Consider the following 17,931-nt stretch of genomic DNA (forward strand, 5'->3'; position numbering starts at 1 on the left):
TCCAGAACCACGGCAATTACGTCATCTCGCTGGCCAACGTCGTGCGCTGGCTGGGCCAGCAGGCGGAGGCGCTGGGCGTGGAAGTCTTCCCCGGCTTTCCGGCGGCGGAAATCCTCTATAACGACGACGGTTCCGTCATAGGCGTCGCCACCGGCAACATGGGCGTGGACCGCCACGGCGAGCCGACCGCCGCGTTCCAGCTCGGCATGGAGCTGCACGCCAAATACACCTTCTTCGCCGAGGGCGCGCGCGGCCATCTGGGCAAGCAACTGATCGCGAAATACAAGCTCGATGCCGGCCGTGATCCCCAGACCTATGCCATCGGCATCAAGGAGATCTGGGAAATCGATCCGAAGATGCACAAGCCGGGCCTGGTGGTGCATACCGCGGGCTGGCCGCTGGACAGCAAGACCTACGGCGGCTCTTTCCTGTATCACCTGGAGAACAACCAGGTGGCGGTCGGCTATGTGGTCGGCCTGGCGTACGAGAATCCTTACCTGTCGCCGTATGAAGAATTCCAGCGCTATAAAACGCATCCGGAAATCCGCAAGTTCTTTGAGGGCGGCAAGCGTCTGGCTTACGGCGCGCGCGCGATTACCGCCGGCGGCCTGCAATCGCTGCCGAAGCTGACCTTCCCGGGCGGCGCGCTGATCGGCTGCGACGCGGGTTTCCTCAATGCCTCGCGCATCAAGGGCAGCCATGCCGCGATCAAGACCGGCATGCTGGCGGCCGAGGCGGTGTTTGAGGCATTGAATGGCGGCCGTCAGTATGACGAGCTGACGGCGTACAGCGCGGCTTTTGAAAAATCCTGGCTGCACGAAGAACTGCACAAGGCGCGCAACTTCAAGCCGTCGATGAGCAAGGGCCTGGTCGCCGGCACGCTGCTGGTGGGGATCGATCAGGTGCTGTTCGGCGGCAAGGCGCCGTGGACGCTGCATCATTCGCACGCCGACCATGAATGCCTGAAACCGGCTGCCGACTTCACGCCGATTTCCTATCCGAAGCCGGACGGCAAGCTGACCTTCGACCGCCTGTCGTCGGTGTTCATCTCGAACACCAATCATGCGGAAGACCAGCCGATCCATTTGACGCTGAAAGACGCTTCGGTGCCGGTGGGCATCAATCTGGCGAAGTATGCCGGCCCGGAAGCGCGTTACTGCCCTGCGGGCGTGTATGAGTTCGTGAAGAACGACGACAATACGGATCGCCTGCAGATCAATGCGCAGAACTGTGTCCACTGCAAGACCTGCGACATCAAGGACCCGACGCAGAACATCGTGTGGGTGACGCCGGAAGGCGGCGGCGGACCGAATTATTCGAATATGTGATTTGGCTTCTGCATTGTTCGCAAAAATCAAAATGGCGCTTCGACAAAGACGAAGCGCCGTTCCTCATTCTCGCAGCACACTAGGCTGACACCGCGCTCGCGCACGCAATCAAACAGGCGATGCGCTCCAGTCGCCGTTGACAATCTTCTCCAGCCAGAAGGCGCCGATGATGGTTTTGACGTCGGTCACCTTGCCCTGTCGCACTTGCTCCAGCAAATCGGACAAGGGGGTCTTGTAGATGTCGAGGAATTCGCCCTCGTCGAGCTTGCGTTCCCCCGCGACCAAACCGCGCGCCAGATAGATCTCGAGATGTTCGTCCGAATAGGCAATTGCATTGTGGATGGTGCAGACGAACTGCCAGTCTGTCGCGGTATATCCTGTTTCCTCTTGCAACTCGCGTTTGGCACAGGCTAGGTGGTCTTCGTCTGGATCTATTTTCCCGGCAGGGAATTCGATGAAGACCTGATCGAGCGGATAGCGGAATTGCCTTTCCAACAGCACCGAACCGTCGTCGAACAACGGCAGGATCACCACTGCGCCCGGATGCCGGATGTACTCGCGCACCGACTGCTTGCTGTCAGGCAGGCGAATGGTGTCGCGCTGGACTTTGAGAAAATGGCCTTCGTAGACCAGTTCGCCGTCCACTTTGCTTTCTTTGAGATGAGCGTCCATGCGAGTCGGGGAATCGGTGAGCGTGTAAATGGAAGAGGCGCGCCGACCGGCGCCGCCGTGCCTGAAATTCAGGCGTGCGTCTTGCGCAAATAGCGCAGCACGTAACCGGGATACGCCAGCACCAGGAACAGACAGCCCGTCACGGCATAAAATTCCCAGCCTTGTGCAAATGCGTTGCCGATGCTGGCTTCAAAGAAACGGGCAATGGCGCCGACAACGAAATACAGAACAATGAGTTCAAGCAAGCGTATCCATACCGGCTTGCGATAATCGGCGGACTTGCTCAGGGGGATCAACGCAAACAATTGCTGATTGAAGAAAGGCAAGTTGGCGGCCAGGGCCGCCAACAGGATGACGCACCAGCTTAGCAGGGAAACGTTCACTGGCGGATTCGCTTAAGTCGCGATGACTTTGCTCAGGAACGTGGCCAGCGTGGTGACGATGGCGTTGGTGCAGGCATCCATCAGGTGGCCAGGCCACAGACCGATCGCCAGCGCCGCCAGGCCGTTCAGGCTCAGGGCAACGCGCACATCGAAGCTGGCGGTGATCTTGCCGCTGTCGGCAGGCTCATCGAAGTACATATTCTTGATCACACGCAGGTAATAGAACGCGCCGACCAGGGAGAACACGACAGCCAGCACGGCCAGCCAGATCTGTCCGGTACCCAGCACAGCCTGCAGTACCGACAGTTTGGCGTAGAAGCCGACCATCGGAGGAATACCGGCCAGCGAGAACATCAACACCAGCATGACGCCGGCGAACCATGGGCTGCGCTGATTGAGACCCTTGAAGTCGTCGAGCGTGTCGGCTTCAAAACCGGAACGCGTCATCAGCAGGATCACGCCGAAAGTACCCAGCGTGGTCAGTACATAAGTGATCGCATAGAACAGCGAAGAACTGTAGGCGTTGACGGCCTGGAACAGGTTGCCGTCGACCACGCCCGACATCATGCCCAACAACATGAAGCCCATGTGCGAGATAGTCGAGTAAGCCAGCATGCGCTTGATGTTGGTTTGCGCAATCGCGGTGACGTTACCAATGATGATCGACAATACTGCCAGGACCATCAGCATCTGCTGCCAGTCGATGGCCAGCGGCAACAGGCCTTCCACCAGCAAGCGGAACACCATGGCGAAGGCCGCCAGTTTCGGCGCGCCGCCGATCAGCAGCGTTACCGGCGTCGGTGCGCCATGATAGACGTCGGGCACCCACATGTGGAAAGGCACGGCACCCAGCTTGAACGCCAGGCCGGCGACCACGAACACGATGCCGAACACCAGCACGTTGCGATCAACGGTGCCGGACACGATGGCGCGGAAGACATCGTTCAGCTCCAGCGAACCGGTGGCGCCATACAGCATTGAAATACCGTACAGCAGGAAACCGGACGCCAGCGCGCCGAGCACGAAGTACTTCATCGCCGCTTCGGTCGAGCCGACGTTATCGCGGCGCAGAGCGACCAGCGCGTACAGCGACAGCGACATCAGTTCCAGGCCGAGATAGATGGAGAGGAAGCTGTTGCCGGAAATCATGACCATCTGGCCCAACAGCGAGAACAGTGCCAGGACATAGAATTCGCCACCAAGATGGCCGCCGCCGACGATGCTGCGGTCATTGCTGTATTGGCGGCCATAGATCAGCGTGAGGCCGATGGCCAGATAGGAGAACAGTTTGAGCAGGCTCGACAGCGGGTCCGAAACAAACATGTTGCTGAAGGTGTAGACCGTTTCTCCACTCGAGTAGCTGGTGAAGGTCAACACTGCGCAAACCACCAGCGCCAGCAAGGACAGCAGGTAAGTGATGACGCGTTTTGCATCCGGCAAAAACATATCGATCAGCAAGATTGCAGAAGTCGCAATCAGCAGAAATATTTCCGGATAGACAGGGATCAGATTCATGTTGTTCATTTAGTTACCGCTTATTTTCGTCCGCGTATGTTGTCCGCTTACCGTTGCCGCCGTTTTCAGCCGGGCTGCACACATCCATATTGCCCGGTCCGTATCGAAACGCCGTACCAAACCGCTGTTCGGCGTCGGTGCCGCACTGGTGGCACCGACGCTTGTTACTTTAGTTAATCTTGGATACCGACACGTGCTTCAACAGGTCGCTGACCGAAGTCTGCATCGTGTCCGTCACCGGCGCCGGGTACAAGCCCATCACCAGCACTGCGATCGCCAGCAGGCCGAGGATGAGGAATTCACGCTTGTTCACATCAGTCAGTTCCGCCACATGATGATTGGCCACGGCGCCGAATATCACGCGCTTGGCCAGCCACAGCGAGTACGCCGCACCCAGGATCAGCGCGGTCGCCGCCAGCAGGCCGATCCAGAAGTTGAACTTGACCGCGCCCAGGATCACCATGAATTCGCCGACGAAACCGGAAGTCGCCGGCAGACCGCAGTTGGCCAGCGAGAACAGGATGAAGAACGCTGCAAAACGCGGCATCGTGTTGACCACGCCGCCGTATTGGGCGATTTCACGGGTATGCATGCGGTCGTACAGCACGCCGATCGACATGAACATCGCACCCGACACGAAACCGTGGGAAATCATCTGGGCAATGCCGCCCTGCACTGCCATGTCGTTGAACATGAAGAAGCCCAGCGTGACGAAGCCCATGTGCGCGATCGACGAATACGCCACCAGTTTCTTCATATCTTGCTGCACCAGCGCGACCAGGCCGATATAGATCACCGCGATCAGCGACAGCGTGATCATGAAACCGGACAGCGCATGGCTGGCGTCAGGTGCGATCGGCAGCGAGAATCGCAGGAAACCGTAGGCGCCGAGCTTCAGCATGATCGCCGCCAGCACGATCGAACCGCCGGTAGGCGCTTCCACGTGGGCATCCGGTAGCCAGGTGTGCACCGGCCACATCGGCACCTTGACCGCGAACGCCATCAGGAATGCGAAGAACAGCAGTTTCTGCTCCAGCATCGACAGCGGCAATTGGTGCCACGTCGGGATCTCGAAGCTGCCGCCGGACACGATGTACAGATAGATCAGCGCGATCAGCATCAGCAGCGAGCCGAGCAAGGTGTAGAGGAAGAACTTGAAGGCCGCATAGACGCGATTGGCGCCGCCCCACACACCGACGATGATGAACATCGGGATCAGGGTCGCTTCGAAGAACACGTAGAACAGCATGCCGTCGAGCGCCGAGAACACGCCGATCATCAGGCCGGACAGGATCAGGAACGCCCCCATGTACTGGGCCACACGCTTCTGGATCACTTCCCAACCTGCCAGCACCACGATCACGGTGATGAAAGCGGTCAGCGGAATGAACCACAACGACAGACCGTCGATGCCGAGGAAATAACTGATGTTGAAACGATCGATCCAAGGCGTCTTCTCGACGAACTGGTAGCCATGTGCAGCCGCATCGAAATGCATGACCAGCGGAATTGTCGCCAACAGGCTGACAACGGCGCCGAGCAGCGACAGCCAGCGCGCGATGGATGGATTTTCGTCGCGGCCGACAGCCAGGACGAGCACACCAAATGCGACCGGACACCAGATCGCAAGGCTAAGGAGAGGAAAAGTTGACTGCATCATGGTTGTTTTTAACTTTACGCCAACTTATTTGGCAAACGGAAACGGCATGAACCACACCAGGAAACCCAGCACTCCGATAATCATCACGAAAGCGTAATGGTAGATGTAACCGGATTGCCACAGGCGCGTGACTTTCGAGAACCAGTTGACGACCTTGGCGCTGCCGTTGACGACCAGGCCATCGATGAGGCCCTTGTCGCCGACAATCCACAGACCGCTGCCCAGCATGCGCGCACCGCCGGCAAACACGACATCATTAAACTTGTCCATGTAGTACTTGTTGTCCAGCAAGGTATAGATCGCGCTGAATTTTTCCTTGAACCAGGCAGGAACGCGCGGATTGACCATGTAGAAGTAGTACGCCACCACCACGCCGGCAATCGCCAGCCACAGCGGGGCCGATGTCAGCGAATGCACCGCCATCGCCAACGGACCGTGGAATTCGTGGGCCAGTTCTTCGATTGCCTTGTGGTTTTCGCCGACGAAAATCACGTTCTTGAAGAAGTCGCCGAAGACCATGGGCGAGATGGCAAAGAAACCGATGATCACAGAGGGAATTGCCAGCAGGATCAGCGGCAGCGTCACCACCAGCGGCGATTCGTGCGGCTTTTGTCCGGGCGCCAGGCCGTGGTGTTCGTGATCGTCATGCGCGTCATCGTGGGCATCGTGACCATGGTCGTCATGTGCGCCATGTGCCGCAGATGCAACCGCTGGAGCATGGTGATCGTCATGACCATGGTCGTGAGCCTTGCCGAAACGCTCTTCCCCATGGAACACCATGAAATACATACGGAATGAATAGAACGCGGTCACGAACACGCTGGCCAGCACAGCAAAGTAGGCAAAACCGGAACCCGCCAGATGCGATTCGGCAGCCGCTTCGATGATGCTGTCCTTCGAGTAGAAGCCAGAGAAGAACGGTGTACCGATCAGCGCCAGCGAACCCAGCAGCGAAGTGATCCAGGTAATCGGCATGTACTTGCGCAGGCCGCCCATGTTGCGCATGTCCTGATCATGATGCATGCCGATGATGACCGAACCTGCGCCGAGGAACAACAATGCCTTGAAGAAGGCGTGCGTCATCAGGTGGAATACGGCGACCGAATAGGCCGAAGCGCCCAATGCAACCGTCATGTAACCAAGCTGCGACAGCGTCGAATACGCCACCACGCGCTTGATGTCGGTTTGCATGGTGCCGAGGAAGCCCATGAACAGCGCTGTAATCGCGCCAATTACCAGGATCACCGACAAGGCGGTATCGGACAGTTCGAACAGCGGCGACATGCGCGTCACCATAAAGATGCCGGCGGTCACCATCGTCGCCGCGTGGATCAGTGCGGAAATCGGGGTCGGGCCTTCCATCGAATCCGGCAGCCAGACGTGCAGCGGGAACTGGGCAGATTTACCCATGGCGCCGACGAACAGGCAGATACAAGCCACGGTCAGCAGCATCCAGTCGGTGCCCGGCAATGTCAGTTGAGCCAGCTCGCCGCGCTTGGCGAACACTTCACCGTAGTTCATGGAGCCGGCGTAGGCCAGCAACAAGCCGATGCCGAGAATGAAGCCGAAGTCGCCGACGCGGTTGACCAGGAAGGCCTTCATGTTGGCCTTGATCGCGGTCGGACGGGTGTACCAGAAACCGATCAGCAGGTAGGAAACCAGGCCCACCGCTTCCCAGCCGAAGAACAGTTGCAGGAAGTTGTTGCTCATGACGAGCATCAGCATCGAGAAGGTGAACAGCGAGATGTACGAGAAGAAGCGGTTATAGCCGTCGTCGTCTTTCATGTAGCCAATGGTGTAGATGTGCACCATCAGCGACACGAAGGTCACCACGCACATCATCATCGCGGTCAGGCTGTCGATCAGGAAGCCGACTTCCAGCTTCAGTCCGGCAACCGTCATCCAGGTGTACAACGTACCGTTGTAGGTGGCGCCGTCCATGACCGCCAGCAGCGTCTGGAAGGAGATGATGAATGCAATCAGCACGCCGAGAATGGTGACCGTATGCGATACCTTGCGGCCGACGACATTGCCGAAGAATTTCGTCCCGAGCAGGCCCGCGATCGCAGAACCGGCCAACGGCGCCAGTGGTACGGCTAAAAGAAGATGTGGGTTAAGTTGCCCCGCCATGATGAACCTTATCGCTATTTGGGTTCTCGTCGAGTCATGACGACTCTCGGAGAACACCCATCTTTAAATGAAATTTAAAAGCTATCCAAACAAATGCACTGCGAATGCACTGCGGCCTACGCGCCCTTATCCCTTGAGGGTATCCAGGTCTTCCACATTGATGGTGTCCAGATTGCGGAACAGCACCACCAGAATAGCCAGACCGATTGCGGACTCCGCAGCGGCAACCGTCAGGATGAAAAACACAAAGACCTGTCCTGCCGCATCGCCCAGATAATGCGAAAAAGCAATGAAGTTCATATTCACCGCCAGCAACATCAGTTCGATTGCCATCAGCAGCACGATGACGTTCTTGCGGTTGAGAAAAATACCGACGATCGAAATCGCGAACAGGATCGCGCCGAGGATCAGAAAATGCGAGAGCGAGAGAGTCATGATTGCGGCCGCTCCTTAAGATTGTTGTTCCGCGCCGGATGCCTGAGCATCGCCGCCGGTATTACGGGTGGATTCCGACTTCATCTTGACCAGACGCACGCGGTCGGTGCTCTTGACCTTGACGGCATCGGCCGGCGAGAAGTATTTGCTGTCCTTGCGGCGGCGCAGCGTCAGCGCAACCGCGGCGACAATGGCGACCAGCAGGATGACTGCCGCGACTTCAAACGCATAGACGTATTCGGTGTAGATCAGCATGCCCAATGCTTTGGTGGTGCCGATGTTGTTGGCAGCCGCCGGCACTTGCGCTTCCGGAGCCCAGAAGCTGCGCAGCAGGACTGCCGCCATTTCCAGCACGATGACGACGCCGATGGTGGCCGCCAGAGGGAAATACCCCCAGAAGCCCTCTCGCATCTTGTCGAGATTGATGTCCAGCATCATCACCACGAACAGGAACAGCACCATCACCGCGCCGACGTAGACCAGCACCAGCACGATGGCGAGGAATTCCGCCTTCAGCAACATCCAGATGCCGGCCGCCGAAAAGAAGGCTAGCACCAGAAACAGGGCCGCATGCACCGGATTGCGGGCCGTAATGACGCGCAATGCGGCGAGCACAAGCACCACCGAAAACGCATAGAACAAGACAGTTTTAAATTCCATAATCAACCAAAAGTTGGCTAAACCAGCATCAGATCATTCGATCGCACGATCATTTGACCGTCAGACCCGACCATCTCAGCGGCACACGGCGAACCGGCATGCCGTCCCGAACTTAATCAACGATAAGCAGCGTCCGCCGTACGCGCGGCAGCAATTTCATTTTCGTAACGGTCACCAACGGCGAGCAGCATTTCCTTGGTGTAGTACAGGTCGCCGCGTTTTTCACCGTGATATTCCAGGATGTGTGTTTCGACGATCGAGTCGACCGGGCAGGACTCTTCGCAAAAACCGCAGAAAATGCACTTGGTCAGATCGATGTCGTAACGCGTGGTGCGGCGTGAACCGTCGGCGCGTTGCTCCGATTCGATCGTGATCGCCATGGCCGGGCAAACCGCTTCACACAGTTTGCAGGCGATGCAGCGCTCTTCGCCGTTCGGATAGCGACGCAAGGCGTGCAGGCCGCGGAAACGCGGCGATTGCGGCGTCTTTTCTTCCGGGAACTGGATCGTGATCTTGCGCGCGAACAGGTAGCGGCCGGTCAGGGCCAGGCCCTTGAACAGCTCCCGCAGCATCAGGCTGCCGAAAAAATCCTTAATAGCTTCCATGCTTCTCACCTAAGCCTTTATCCATTACTTCCGAATTTATTTCCATATGTTCCACGAGGTCTGCATCCAGGTCGCCACAATCACCAGATACACCAGCGTCAGCGGAATGAACACTTTCCAGCCCAGGCGCATGATCTGGTCATAGCGGTAGCGCGGGAACGATGCACGCACCCAGATAAACAGCGACACCACAAAGAAGGTCTTGATGCCGAGCCAGATCCAGCCCGGGATGAAGTCCAGGACATGCAGCGGCGACGCCCAGCCGCCCAGGAACAACAGCGCCGTCAGAATCGAGATCAGCCACATGTTGGCGTATTCGGCCAGGAAGAACATCGCAAACGACATGCCCGAGTATTCGATCATGTGGCCGGCCACGATTTCCGACTCGCCTTCCACCACGTCGAACGGGTGGCGATTGGTTTCAGCAATGCCCGACACTACATAGATCACGAAAATCGGCAACAGCGACAGCCAGTTCCACGACAGGAAACCCAGGCCGTGGTCGGCGAAGTAACCTTTGCCCTGGCTCGTGACAATGTCGATCAGGTTCAGGCTGCCGGACACCATCAACACGACCACCAAGCAGAAGCCCATCGAGATTTCGTAGGACACCATCTGCGCCGATGCGCGCATGGCGCCGAGGAAAGCGTACTTCGAGTTGGATGCCCAGCCGGCGATAATCACGCCGTAGACTTCCATCGACGTGATCGCCATCACGAACAGCAGACCGGCGTTCACGTTCGCGATCACCGATTCCGGTCCGAACGGAATCACCGCCCAGGCAGCCAGCGCCGGCATGATGGTCATGATCGGCGCGATGAAGAACAGCACCTTGTTGGCGCGTGCCGGCGTCGTCACTTCCTTGAAAATCAGCTTGAGTGCATCAGCGATCGGCTGCAGCAAACCGGCAGGACCGACGCGGTTAGGACCAAGACGCACATGCATCCAGCCGATCAGCTTGCGTTCCCACAGGGTCAGGTAAGCCACGCAGCCGAGCAGCGGAATCATCACGACCAGAATCTTGAGCAGGCTCCAGATGAAGGTCCACACGTACGGCCATGCCGTCCCCAGATAGGTGGGGCCAACTGCATTGATATTGGCAATCAGTTGATCCATTACGCTTTCTCCACAACGATTGCGCCAAACATGCTGCCCAGATTAGCGGTGCTTGCATGGGCCGCGGCCACACGTACGACGTTTTCCGGCAACGCCTTGTCGATGTCTGCAGTCAGCACTGCGCTGCCCTGCCCTTGCTTGACGCTCACGCGGTCGCCGGCGGCGATGCCGAGTTTTTGCGACAAGGCTGCCGACAGCCATGCCTTCGGCGCCTGGCCGTCTTGCGTTTGCAGCAATGCCGGCGAGCGGCGAGCGATGGCATCGGCAAAGTGGATAGGCACGTCGGCGACGCGTTCCAGTGCGCCGTTGGCGGCACCGCCGGCAGCTTGCGGCGCCAGCTTGGAAACGTTGTTCAGGCGCGCAGTCAGATTGGTTTCCGTACCGATGACTTCGCTGCGAATCGCTTCCGAAGTTTCATAATCGAAATTTTGCAGGCCCAGCAAGTTGCCCAGGACGCGCAACACTTTCCATGCCGGACGCGCATCGCCCAGCGGCTTGACGGTGCCGTTGAAGCTTTGCGCACGGCCTTCGGCGTTGACGAAAGTGCCTGAAGTTTCGGTGAATGGCGCGATCGGCAACAATACGTCGGCGTAATCGGCGCCATGCTTGTAGGCCGACATCACGACGACCATCTCGGCTTGCTTGAGCGCGGCGCTGGCGGCTTGCGGATCGTAGCTGTCGAGTTCCGGTTCGGCGTTCAGCAGCAGGTAGGCCTTGCGCGGTTGTGCGAAAGCTTGCAGCGCGTTGACGCCGTCCTTGCCCGGGATGGCATTGGCCAGGTAACCGCCGACGGCGTTGCCGCCTTCAGTCAGGTAACCGAACTTGGCGCCGGTTTGCTCGGCGATCCATTGTGCGGCGGCGTGCAGTTGCGACGCTTGCGGATGTTGCGCAGCGGCGTTGCCCAGCAGGACCGCCTTGGATTCGCCCGACAACAGGCTTGCCGCAGTTTGCTTGGCTTCCTGCGATGTCTGGATATTATCGAAACCAGCCGGTACGGCGATGCCCTTAGCTTGTGCGACCGCGACAACGACGCCGCTCAGTGCAGCCAGCCACTCGGATGGAGCGACGATGATCTTGTTGGCGACGGGCATCAGCAGGTCGTCGTCGGTCGCATGCAATACGCTGACCTTGGCGCCGCTCTTGACTGCCTGGCGCAGACGCGCAGCCAGCAACGGATGGTCCTTGCGCAGGAACGAACCGATGATGAAGGCGCGGTTCAGTTGGGAGAATTCGACGATCGACATACCCAGCCATGGATTGACCTGATGGTCCAGCGCGAAGTCGGATTGGCGCAGCCGGAAATCGACGTTTTCCGAACCCAAACCGCGCACCACTTTTTGCAGCAGCGTCAGTTCTTCCAGCGTCGAGTATGGGGTACCCAATGCAGCGATGGCGTTGGCGCCGTGTTCGTGGCGGATGTTGCGCAGGCCGTGCGCGACGTATTCCAGCGCGACTTGCCATTCGACTTCCTGCCACTTGCCGTCTTGCTTCAACATCGGCTTGGTCAGACGCTCTTCGCTGTCCAGCGCTTCATAAGCAAAACGGTCTTTGTCGGAAATCCAGCATTCGTTGACTTCTTCGTTTTCCAGCGGCAGCACGCGCATGACCTTGCCGCCCTTGACCTGAACGATCAGGTTGGCGCCGAGGCTGTCGTGCGGGCTGACCGATTTGCGGCGCGACAATTCCCAGGTACGCGCTGCGTAACGGAACGGCTTCGATGTCAATGCGCCGACCGGGCACAGGTCGATCATGTTGCCCGACAGTTCGGAGTTGACGGTCTTGCCGACGAAGGTGGTGATTTCGGAATGTTCGCCGCGACCCAGCATGCCCAGTTCCATGACGCCGGCGACTTCCTGGCCGAAGCGCACGCAGCGTGTGCAGTGGATGCAACGATTCATTTCCTTCATGGAGATCAGCGGACCGACATCCTTCGGCGCCACGACGCGCTTCTCTTCTTCGTAACGGGAGGTCGAAGCGCCGTAGCCGACCGCCAGATCCTGCAACTGGCACTCGCCGCCCTGGTCGCAGATCGGGCAATCCAGCGGGTGGTTGATCAGCAGGAATTCCATGACGCCTTTTTGCGCCTTGACCGCCTTGTCGCTGGCGGTGCGCACGATCATGCCGGCGGTGACCGGAGTGGCGCAGGCCGGCAAAGGCTTCGGCGCCTTTTCGACGTCGACCAGACACATGCGGCAGTTGGCCGCAATGGATAATTTTTTGTGATAGCAAAAATGAGGGATGTAAGTGCCGACTTTGTTGGCAGCATCCATAACCATGCTGCCTTCTTGCACTTCAACTTTTTTGCCGTCTATTTCGATTTCAACCATGGCTTTTTGCCCAAGCTAAGTATTCTTTTGACCCTGATGACCTGCACATCGCCGGGTCTGGCTGCATGCAGGTTCTGCCGTGCTGCTCAACTCAATCTGTTAAATGTAAGCTGGCACCAAGCAGTGTTTGTGCTCGATGTGATACTCAAACTCTTCACGGTAATTCTTGATGAACGCGCGCACCGGCATCGCCGCCGCATCGCCCAGCGCGCAGATGGTGCGGCCCTGGATGTTGTCGGCAACCGAATTGAGGACATCGAGGTCTTCCGGCTTGCCGTGACCGTTTTCGATGCGCTCGACCATGCGGTACATCCAGCCTGTGCCTTCACGGCATGGCGTACATTGGCCGCAGGATTCTTCAAAATAAAAATAGGACAGGCGCAACAACGACTTGACCATGCAACGCGTCTCGTCCATGACGATGACGGCGCCGGAACCCAGCATCGAACCGGCCTTGGCGATGGCGTCATAGTCCATGGTGGTGTCCATCATGACGTCGCCACGAATCACCGGCGCCGATGAGCCTCCGGGAATGACCGCCTTGATCTTCTTGCCGCCGCGCATGCCGCCCGCCAGTTCCAGCAACTTGGAGAACGGCGTGCCCAGCGGGATTTCGTAGTTGCCCGGACGCTCGACGTCGCCCGAGATCGAGAAGATCTTGGTGCCGCCGTTGTTCGGTTTGCCCATGTCGGCATACGCTTGCGCGCCGATCTTGAAGATGAATGGGACGGCCGCGAACGTCTCGGTATTGTTGATCGTGGTCGGCTTGCCGTACAGGCCAAAGCTCGCCGGAAATGGCGGCTTGAAACGCGGTTGGCCCTTCTTGCCTTCCAGGGATTCCAGCAACGCGGTTTCTTCACCGCAGATGTAGGCGCCGTAGCCGTGATGGCCGTGCAACTGGAAGCTGAAGTTGGTGCCGAGGATGTTGTCGCCCAACAATCCGGCGGCACGCGCTTCTTCCAGCGCTTCTTCAAAGCGCAGGTAGGCGTCGAAAATTTCACCGTGGATGTAGTTGTAGCCGACCGTGATGCCCATCGCGTAGCCGCCGATGATCATGCCTTCGATCAGCGCGTGCGGATTGTAGCGAATGATGTCGCGGTCCTTGAATGTGCCTGGCTCGCCTTCATCGCTGTTGCAGACCAGGTATTTCTGGCCGGGGAACTGGCGCGGCATGAAGCTCCACTTCAGGCCGGTCGGAAAACCCGCGCCGCCACGGCCGCGCAGGCCGGAAGACTTGAGTTCGGCGATGACTTGCTCGGGAGTGATATTCTCGGAAAGGATGCGCTTGAGCGACTCGTAGCCGCCGCGTTTGACGTAATCCGCCAGACGCCAGTTCTGGCCGTCCAGGCCAGCCAGGATCAGCGGGTCGATGTGACGATCGTGCAGACAGGTCATTTCTTCAATTCCTCCAGCAGCGCGTCGATCTTGTCGTTCGACATCCAACTGCACATGCGCTTGTTATTGACCAGCATGACAGGCGCGTCGCCGCAAGCGCCCATGCATTCGCCTTCGACGATCGTGAACTGACCGTCCGCTGTGGTTTCCTTGTAGCCCACGCCGAGCTTGTGCTTCAGATGATGCGCAGCGCGCTCGCCGCCCGACAACTGGCACGGCAGATTGGTGCAGACCGTGATCTTGTGCTTGCCTTGCGGGCTGGTGTTGTACATGTTGTAGAAGGTGGCGACTTCCTGGACCGCGACCGCAGGCATGCCGATGTAATCGGCGACTTCCTGCTGCAGCTCGGCTGGCAGCCAGCCGTGTTCATCCTGAGCGATCGCCAGCGCGGACATGACCGCAGACTGGCGTTGATCCGCCGGATACTTCGCGAGTTCGCGATCGATTTTCTTTAGAGCGTCTTGACTTAACAGCATATCGTTGGCCATCCGTGCGCATAGTCTGCGCGGGTTTATCGGATATTCCCCACAACCTAATGGGTTTTCAAAAACATCCAGTGACCGACTTACCGGTCGATTTCACCAAACACAATGTCTTGCGTACCGATGATGGTTACGGCATCGGCAATCATGTGGCCCTTGGCCATCTCGTTCAAACTCTGCAAATGCGCGTAGCCCGGAGCGCGGATCTTCATGCGGTAAGGCTTGTTGGCGCCGTCCGATACGAGGTAGATGCCGAACTCGCCCTTCGGATGCTCAACCGCTGCATACGTTTCTCCCGGCGGCACATGGAAGCCTTCGGTGAACAGTTTGAAGTGGTGGATCAGGTCTTCCATGTTGGACTTCATGTCCACACGCGGCGGCGGCGCGATCTTGTGATTGTCGATGATGACCGGGCCCGGGTTGTTGCGCAGCCACTCGACGCATTGCTTGATGATGCGGTTCGACTGGCGCATTTCTTCCACGCGCACCAGGTAACGGTCATAGCAGTCGCCGTTCTTGCCGACCGGAATATCGAAATCGAGCAGGTCGTAGACTTCGTAAGGCTGCTTCTTGCGCAGATCCCATTCGATGCCGGAGCCGCGCAGCATCGGACCGGAAAAGCCCATCGCCAACGCGCGTTCCGGCGAGACCACGCCGACGCCTACCAGGCGCTGTTTCCAGATGCGGTTGTCGGTCAGCAGCGTTTCGTACTCGTCGACATATGTCGGGAAGCGGTTGGTGAAGTCTTCAATGAAGTCCAGCATCGAACCCTGGCGGTTTTCATTGAGTTGCTTGATGGCCTTGTCGTTGCGCATGATCGATGCCTTGTATTGCGGCATCGTGTCGGGCAGGTCGCGATAGACGCCGCCCGGACGATAGTAGGCAGCGTGCATGCGTGCGCCGGAAACGGCTTCGTAGCAATCCATCAGGTCTTCGCGCTCGCGGAAGGCATACAGAAGCACACCCATCGCGCCGACGTCCAGGCCGTGCGCGCCGATCCACATCAGGTGGTTCAGCAGACGGGTGATTTCGTCGAACATGACGCGAATGTACTGGGCACGCAACGGCACTTCGATGCCGAGCAGCTTCTCGATCGCCATGACGTAGGCGTGTTCGTTGCACATCATCGACACGTAGTCGAGGCGGTCCATGTACGGAACCGATTGCAGATAGGTTTTTTGCTCGGCCAGTTTTTCGGTTGCACGATGCAACAAGCCGATATGCGGGTCGGCGCGTTGAATGACTTCGCCGTCCAGCTCCAGCACCAGACGCAGCACGCCGTGCGCTGCCGGGTGCTGAGGACCAAAGTTAAGCGTGTAATTCTTGATTTCAGCCATTGCATACCTCTACAAATCTACTGCGCAACCCGATTTTGGGGCTGCGATGCTCACCGTACATCCGTACGGCTGCGCTTCTCGACCCAAACTCGGGCCGCTCGCTACGATTTTTAAGGATATGCATTATTTGATCCCGTAATTCTCTTCACGAATGACACGCGGCGTAATTTCGCGCGGCTCAATCGTTACGGGTTGATAAACCACGCGTTTTTGCTCGGCGTCGTAGCGCATTTCGACATAGCCCGACACCGGGAAGTCCTTGCGGAACGGATGGCCGATGAAGCCATAATCAGTGAGGATACGACGCAAGTCGTCATGCCCATCGAACAAAATGCCATAGAAATCGAAGGCTTCTCGTTCATACCAATTGGCGGCAGACCAGATACCGGCGACCGACGCCACCAGCGGCAGGTCGTCGTCAGGCGCAAAAACACGCACGCGCACGCGCCAGTTGTGCGTTATCGAAAGCAGATGGGAAACCGCCGCAAAACGCGGGCCATCCCAGACGCCGTCGCCGTACGTCGAGTAGTCGACGCCGCACAGGTCCATCAATTCTTCGAAACGGGTATCGGCGTGATCGCGCAGGACGCGCATTGCCGAGAGATAATCGGTGGACTTGATCACAACGGTGATCTCGCCCAAAGCCACTGTCAAATTCTGAAGATACCCTCCAAGCGCATTACGCAAGGCAGCTTCGAGAGTTTCCAATTTTGTCGTCATTCTGACCCTTCCACTCTCTTAGCGCGCAATGGTATTGGTGCGCTTGATCTTGTTTTGCAACTGGATCACGCCGTACAGCAGCGCTTCCGCTGTCGGCGGACAGCCAGGAACATACACGTCGACCGGCACAATACGGTCGCAACCGCGCACGACGGAATACGAATAGTGATAATAGCCGCCGCCATTGGCGCAGGAACCCATCGAGATCACCCAGCGCGGCTCAGCCATCTGGTCGTACACTTTGCGCAACGCCGGCGCCATCTTGTTGCACAGCGTGCCGGCAACAATCATGACATCGGACTGGCGCGGCGACGGACGGAACATGATGCCGAAACGATCTAGGTCGTAGCGCGATGCGCCCACATGCATCATTTCAACCGCACAGCACGCCAGACCAAAGGTCATCGGCCACATGGAACCGGTACGGGTCCAGTTGATTACCTTATCCAGCGAGGTGGTAACAAACCCTTCGTTTAATACGCCTTCAATTGACATGGCTCACTCCCAATCCAGGGCACCCTTTTTCCAGATGTACCAAAAACCGACAACAAATTCAGCGATGAACACCATCATCGTGATGTAGCCAGACCAGCCCAGGTCGCGCATGGAGACGCCCCACGGGAAGAAAAATGCAGTTTCGAGATCGAACAGAATGAACAGAATGGCGACGAGGTAATAACGCACATCGAACTTCATGCGCGCATCTTCAAAAGCCTCGAATCCGCATTCGTAAGGAGAGGTCTTTTGCGCATCCGGCCGATGAGGACCAAGCAAACGACCAAGTAACTGAGGGGCGACACCGACACCGATGCCGACTAGGATAAACAATAGAACTGGAAAGTAATTTTCGAGGTTCACGATTTGGCGTAGGTTTGTTGATAATTAGCGGAATGATTCTCAATATCAAACAGCTTTTTCCTCGACAAAAAGCCAGCTCAGGTCTTTGTCCTTTGCTGGCTTTTCTCAGTATTTCAATGGTGCCGACGACGAGACTCGAACTCGTACAGCTTTCGCCACTACCCCCTCAAGATAGCGTGTCTACCAATTTCACCACGTCGGCTTGAGACTGCAATTGTAACTCGGTTTGATGCTCTTGTTCAACGCACAATCACACTAAAACTTCACAAACTGCTTTAAGTTTTGCGCATTGTTACACTCTGCGCAAA

The 17,931-nt window shown here is 57.8% G+C and carries 17 protein-coding genes and 1 tRNA gene; 1 reads left to right on the forward strand and 17 read right to left on the reverse strand.

Annotated elements, in window-relative coordinates; translation table 11 throughout:
• On the forward strand, positions 1-1,328 hold a 1,328-nt coding region (locus RV1423_RS22535; protein WP_034301748.1), incomplete at its 5' end, for an electron transfer flavoprotein-ubiquinone oxidoreductase.
• 108 nt (positions 1,329-1,436) lie between these two features.
• Here RV1423_RS22535 and RV1423_RS22540 read toward each other — a convergent pair.
• From RV1423_RS22540 to RV1423_RS22620, 17 genes are all read right to left on the reverse strand, one after another.
• Positions 1,437-2,000 carry an NUDIX domain-containing protein gene (locus tag RV1423_RS22540; protein ID WP_034301751.1) on the reverse strand — a complete coding sequence of 188 codons (564 nt, stop codon included), beginning with the start codon at positions 1,998-2,000 and terminating at the stop codon, positions 1,437-1,439.
• 68 nt (positions 2,001-2,068) lie between these two features.
• Positions 2,069-2,383 (reverse strand): DUF2818 family protein, encoded by a 315-nt coding sequence (locus RV1423_RS22545; RefSeq protein WP_034301754.1) that lies wholly within the window; start codon positions 2,381-2,383, stop codon positions 2,069-2,071.
• Positions 2,384-2,395: 12 nt separating this feature from the next.
• Positions 2,396-3,907, reverse strand: a complete 1,512-nt coding sequence (gene nuoN / locus RV1423_RS22550) for an NADH-quinone oxidoreductase subunit NuoN (protein WP_034301758.1) — start codon at positions 3,905-3,907, stop codon at positions 2,396-2,398.
• A 160-nt stretch (positions 3,908-4,067) separates the two neighbouring features.
• Positions 4,068-5,558 (reverse strand): NADH-quinone oxidoreductase subunit M, encoded by a 1,491-nt coding sequence (locus RV1423_RS22555; protein WP_034301761.1) that lies wholly within the window; start codon positions 5,556-5,558, stop codon positions 4,068-4,070.
• 24 nt (positions 5,559-5,582) lie between these two features.
• Complete coding sequence (gene nuoL, locus RV1423_RS22560) at positions 5,583-7,688, reverse strand: NADH-quinone oxidoreductase subunit L (RefSeq protein ID WP_034301764.1); 2,106 nt, start codon at positions 7,686-7,688, stop codon at positions 5,583-5,585.
• Positions 7,689-7,814: 126 nt separating this feature from the next.
• Positions 7,815-8,123, reverse strand: a complete 309-nt coding sequence (nuoK, locus tag RV1423_RS22565) for an NADH-quinone oxidoreductase subunit NuoK (RefSeq protein WP_034301767.1) — start codon at positions 8,121-8,123, stop codon at positions 7,815-7,817.
• A gap of 15 nt (positions 8,124-8,138) precedes the next feature.
• Entirely contained in the window at positions 8,139-8,783 is a 645-nt protein-coding gene (locus tag RV1423_RS22570; RefSeq protein ID WP_034301769.1) for an NADH-quinone oxidoreductase subunit J, read from the reverse strand.
• Positions 8,784-8,899: 116 nt separating this feature from the next.
• On the reverse strand, positions 8,900-9,388 hold the full coding sequence (nuoI, locus tag RV1423_RS22575; RefSeq protein WP_034301772.1) for an NADH-quinone oxidoreductase subunit NuoI: 489 nt from the start codon (positions 9,386-9,388) through the stop codon (positions 8,900-8,902).
• Positions 9,389-9,424: 36 nt separating this feature from the next.
• Entirely contained in the window at positions 9,425-10,504 is a 1,080-nt protein-coding gene (gene nuoH / locus RV1423_RS22580; protein ID WP_034301774.1) for an NADH-quinone oxidoreductase subunit NuoH, read from the reverse strand.
• A complete protein-coding gene (gene nuoG, locus RV1423_RS22585; RefSeq protein WP_034301777.1) occupies positions 10,504-12,831 on the reverse strand; it encodes an NADH-quinone oxidoreductase subunit NuoG in 2,328 nt (775 codons plus the stop codon). Before nuoG ends, nuoH begins: the two co-directional genes overlap by 1 nt.
• Positions 12,832-12,930: 99 nt before the next feature.
• Positions 12,931-14,226, reverse strand: coding sequence for an NADH-quinone oxidoreductase subunit NuoF (gene nuoF / locus RV1423_RS22590; RefSeq protein WP_034301779.1), 1,296 nt, complete (start codon positions 14,224-14,226; stop codon positions 12,931-12,933).
• Positions 14,223-14,714, reverse strand: a complete 492-nt coding sequence (nuoE, locus tag RV1423_RS22595) for an NADH-quinone oxidoreductase subunit NuoE (protein ID WP_034301781.1) — start codon at positions 14,712-14,714, stop codon at positions 14,223-14,225. The genes nuoF and nuoE overlap by 4 nt, the downstream gene beginning before the upstream one ends.
• Positions 14,715-14,791: 77 nt before the next feature.
• Positions 14,792-16,045 carry an NADH-quinone oxidoreductase subunit D gene (locus tag RV1423_RS22600; protein WP_034301784.1) on the reverse strand — a complete coding sequence of 418 codons (1,254 nt, stop codon included), beginning with the start codon at positions 16,043-16,045 and terminating at the stop codon, positions 14,792-14,794.
• A gap of 123 nt (positions 16,046-16,168) precedes the next feature.
• The gene (locus RV1423_RS22605; protein WP_034301787.1) at positions 16,169-16,765 is read right to left on the reverse strand and encodes an NADH-quinone oxidoreductase subunit C; all 597 of its coding nucleotides are present in this window, start codon (positions 16,763-16,765) and stop codon (positions 16,169-16,171) included.
• A gap of 18 nt (positions 16,766-16,783) precedes the next feature.
• On the reverse strand, positions 16,784-17,260 hold the full coding sequence (locus tag RV1423_RS22610) for an NADH-quinone oxidoreductase subunit B family protein (protein ID WP_029363014.1): 477 nt from the start codon (positions 17,258-17,260) through the stop codon (positions 16,784-16,786).
• A 3-nt stretch (positions 17,261-17,263) separates the two neighbouring features.
• Complete coding sequence (locus tag RV1423_RS22615; RefSeq protein ID WP_029363013.1) at positions 17,264-17,623, reverse strand: NADH-quinone oxidoreductase subunit A; 360 nt, start codon at positions 17,621-17,623, stop codon at positions 17,264-17,266.
• Positions 17,624-17,740: 117 nt separating this feature from the next.
• A tRNA-Leu gene (locus tag RV1423_RS22620) sits at positions 17,741-17,825 on the reverse strand.
• Positions 17,826-17,931 lie beyond the last annotated feature (106 nt).

The sequence above is a fragment of the Herbaspirillum sp. RV1423 genome (assembly GCF_000577615.1).
GTDB lineage: Bacteria > Pseudomonadota > Gammaproteobacteria > Burkholderiales > Burkholderiaceae_D > Herbaspirillum.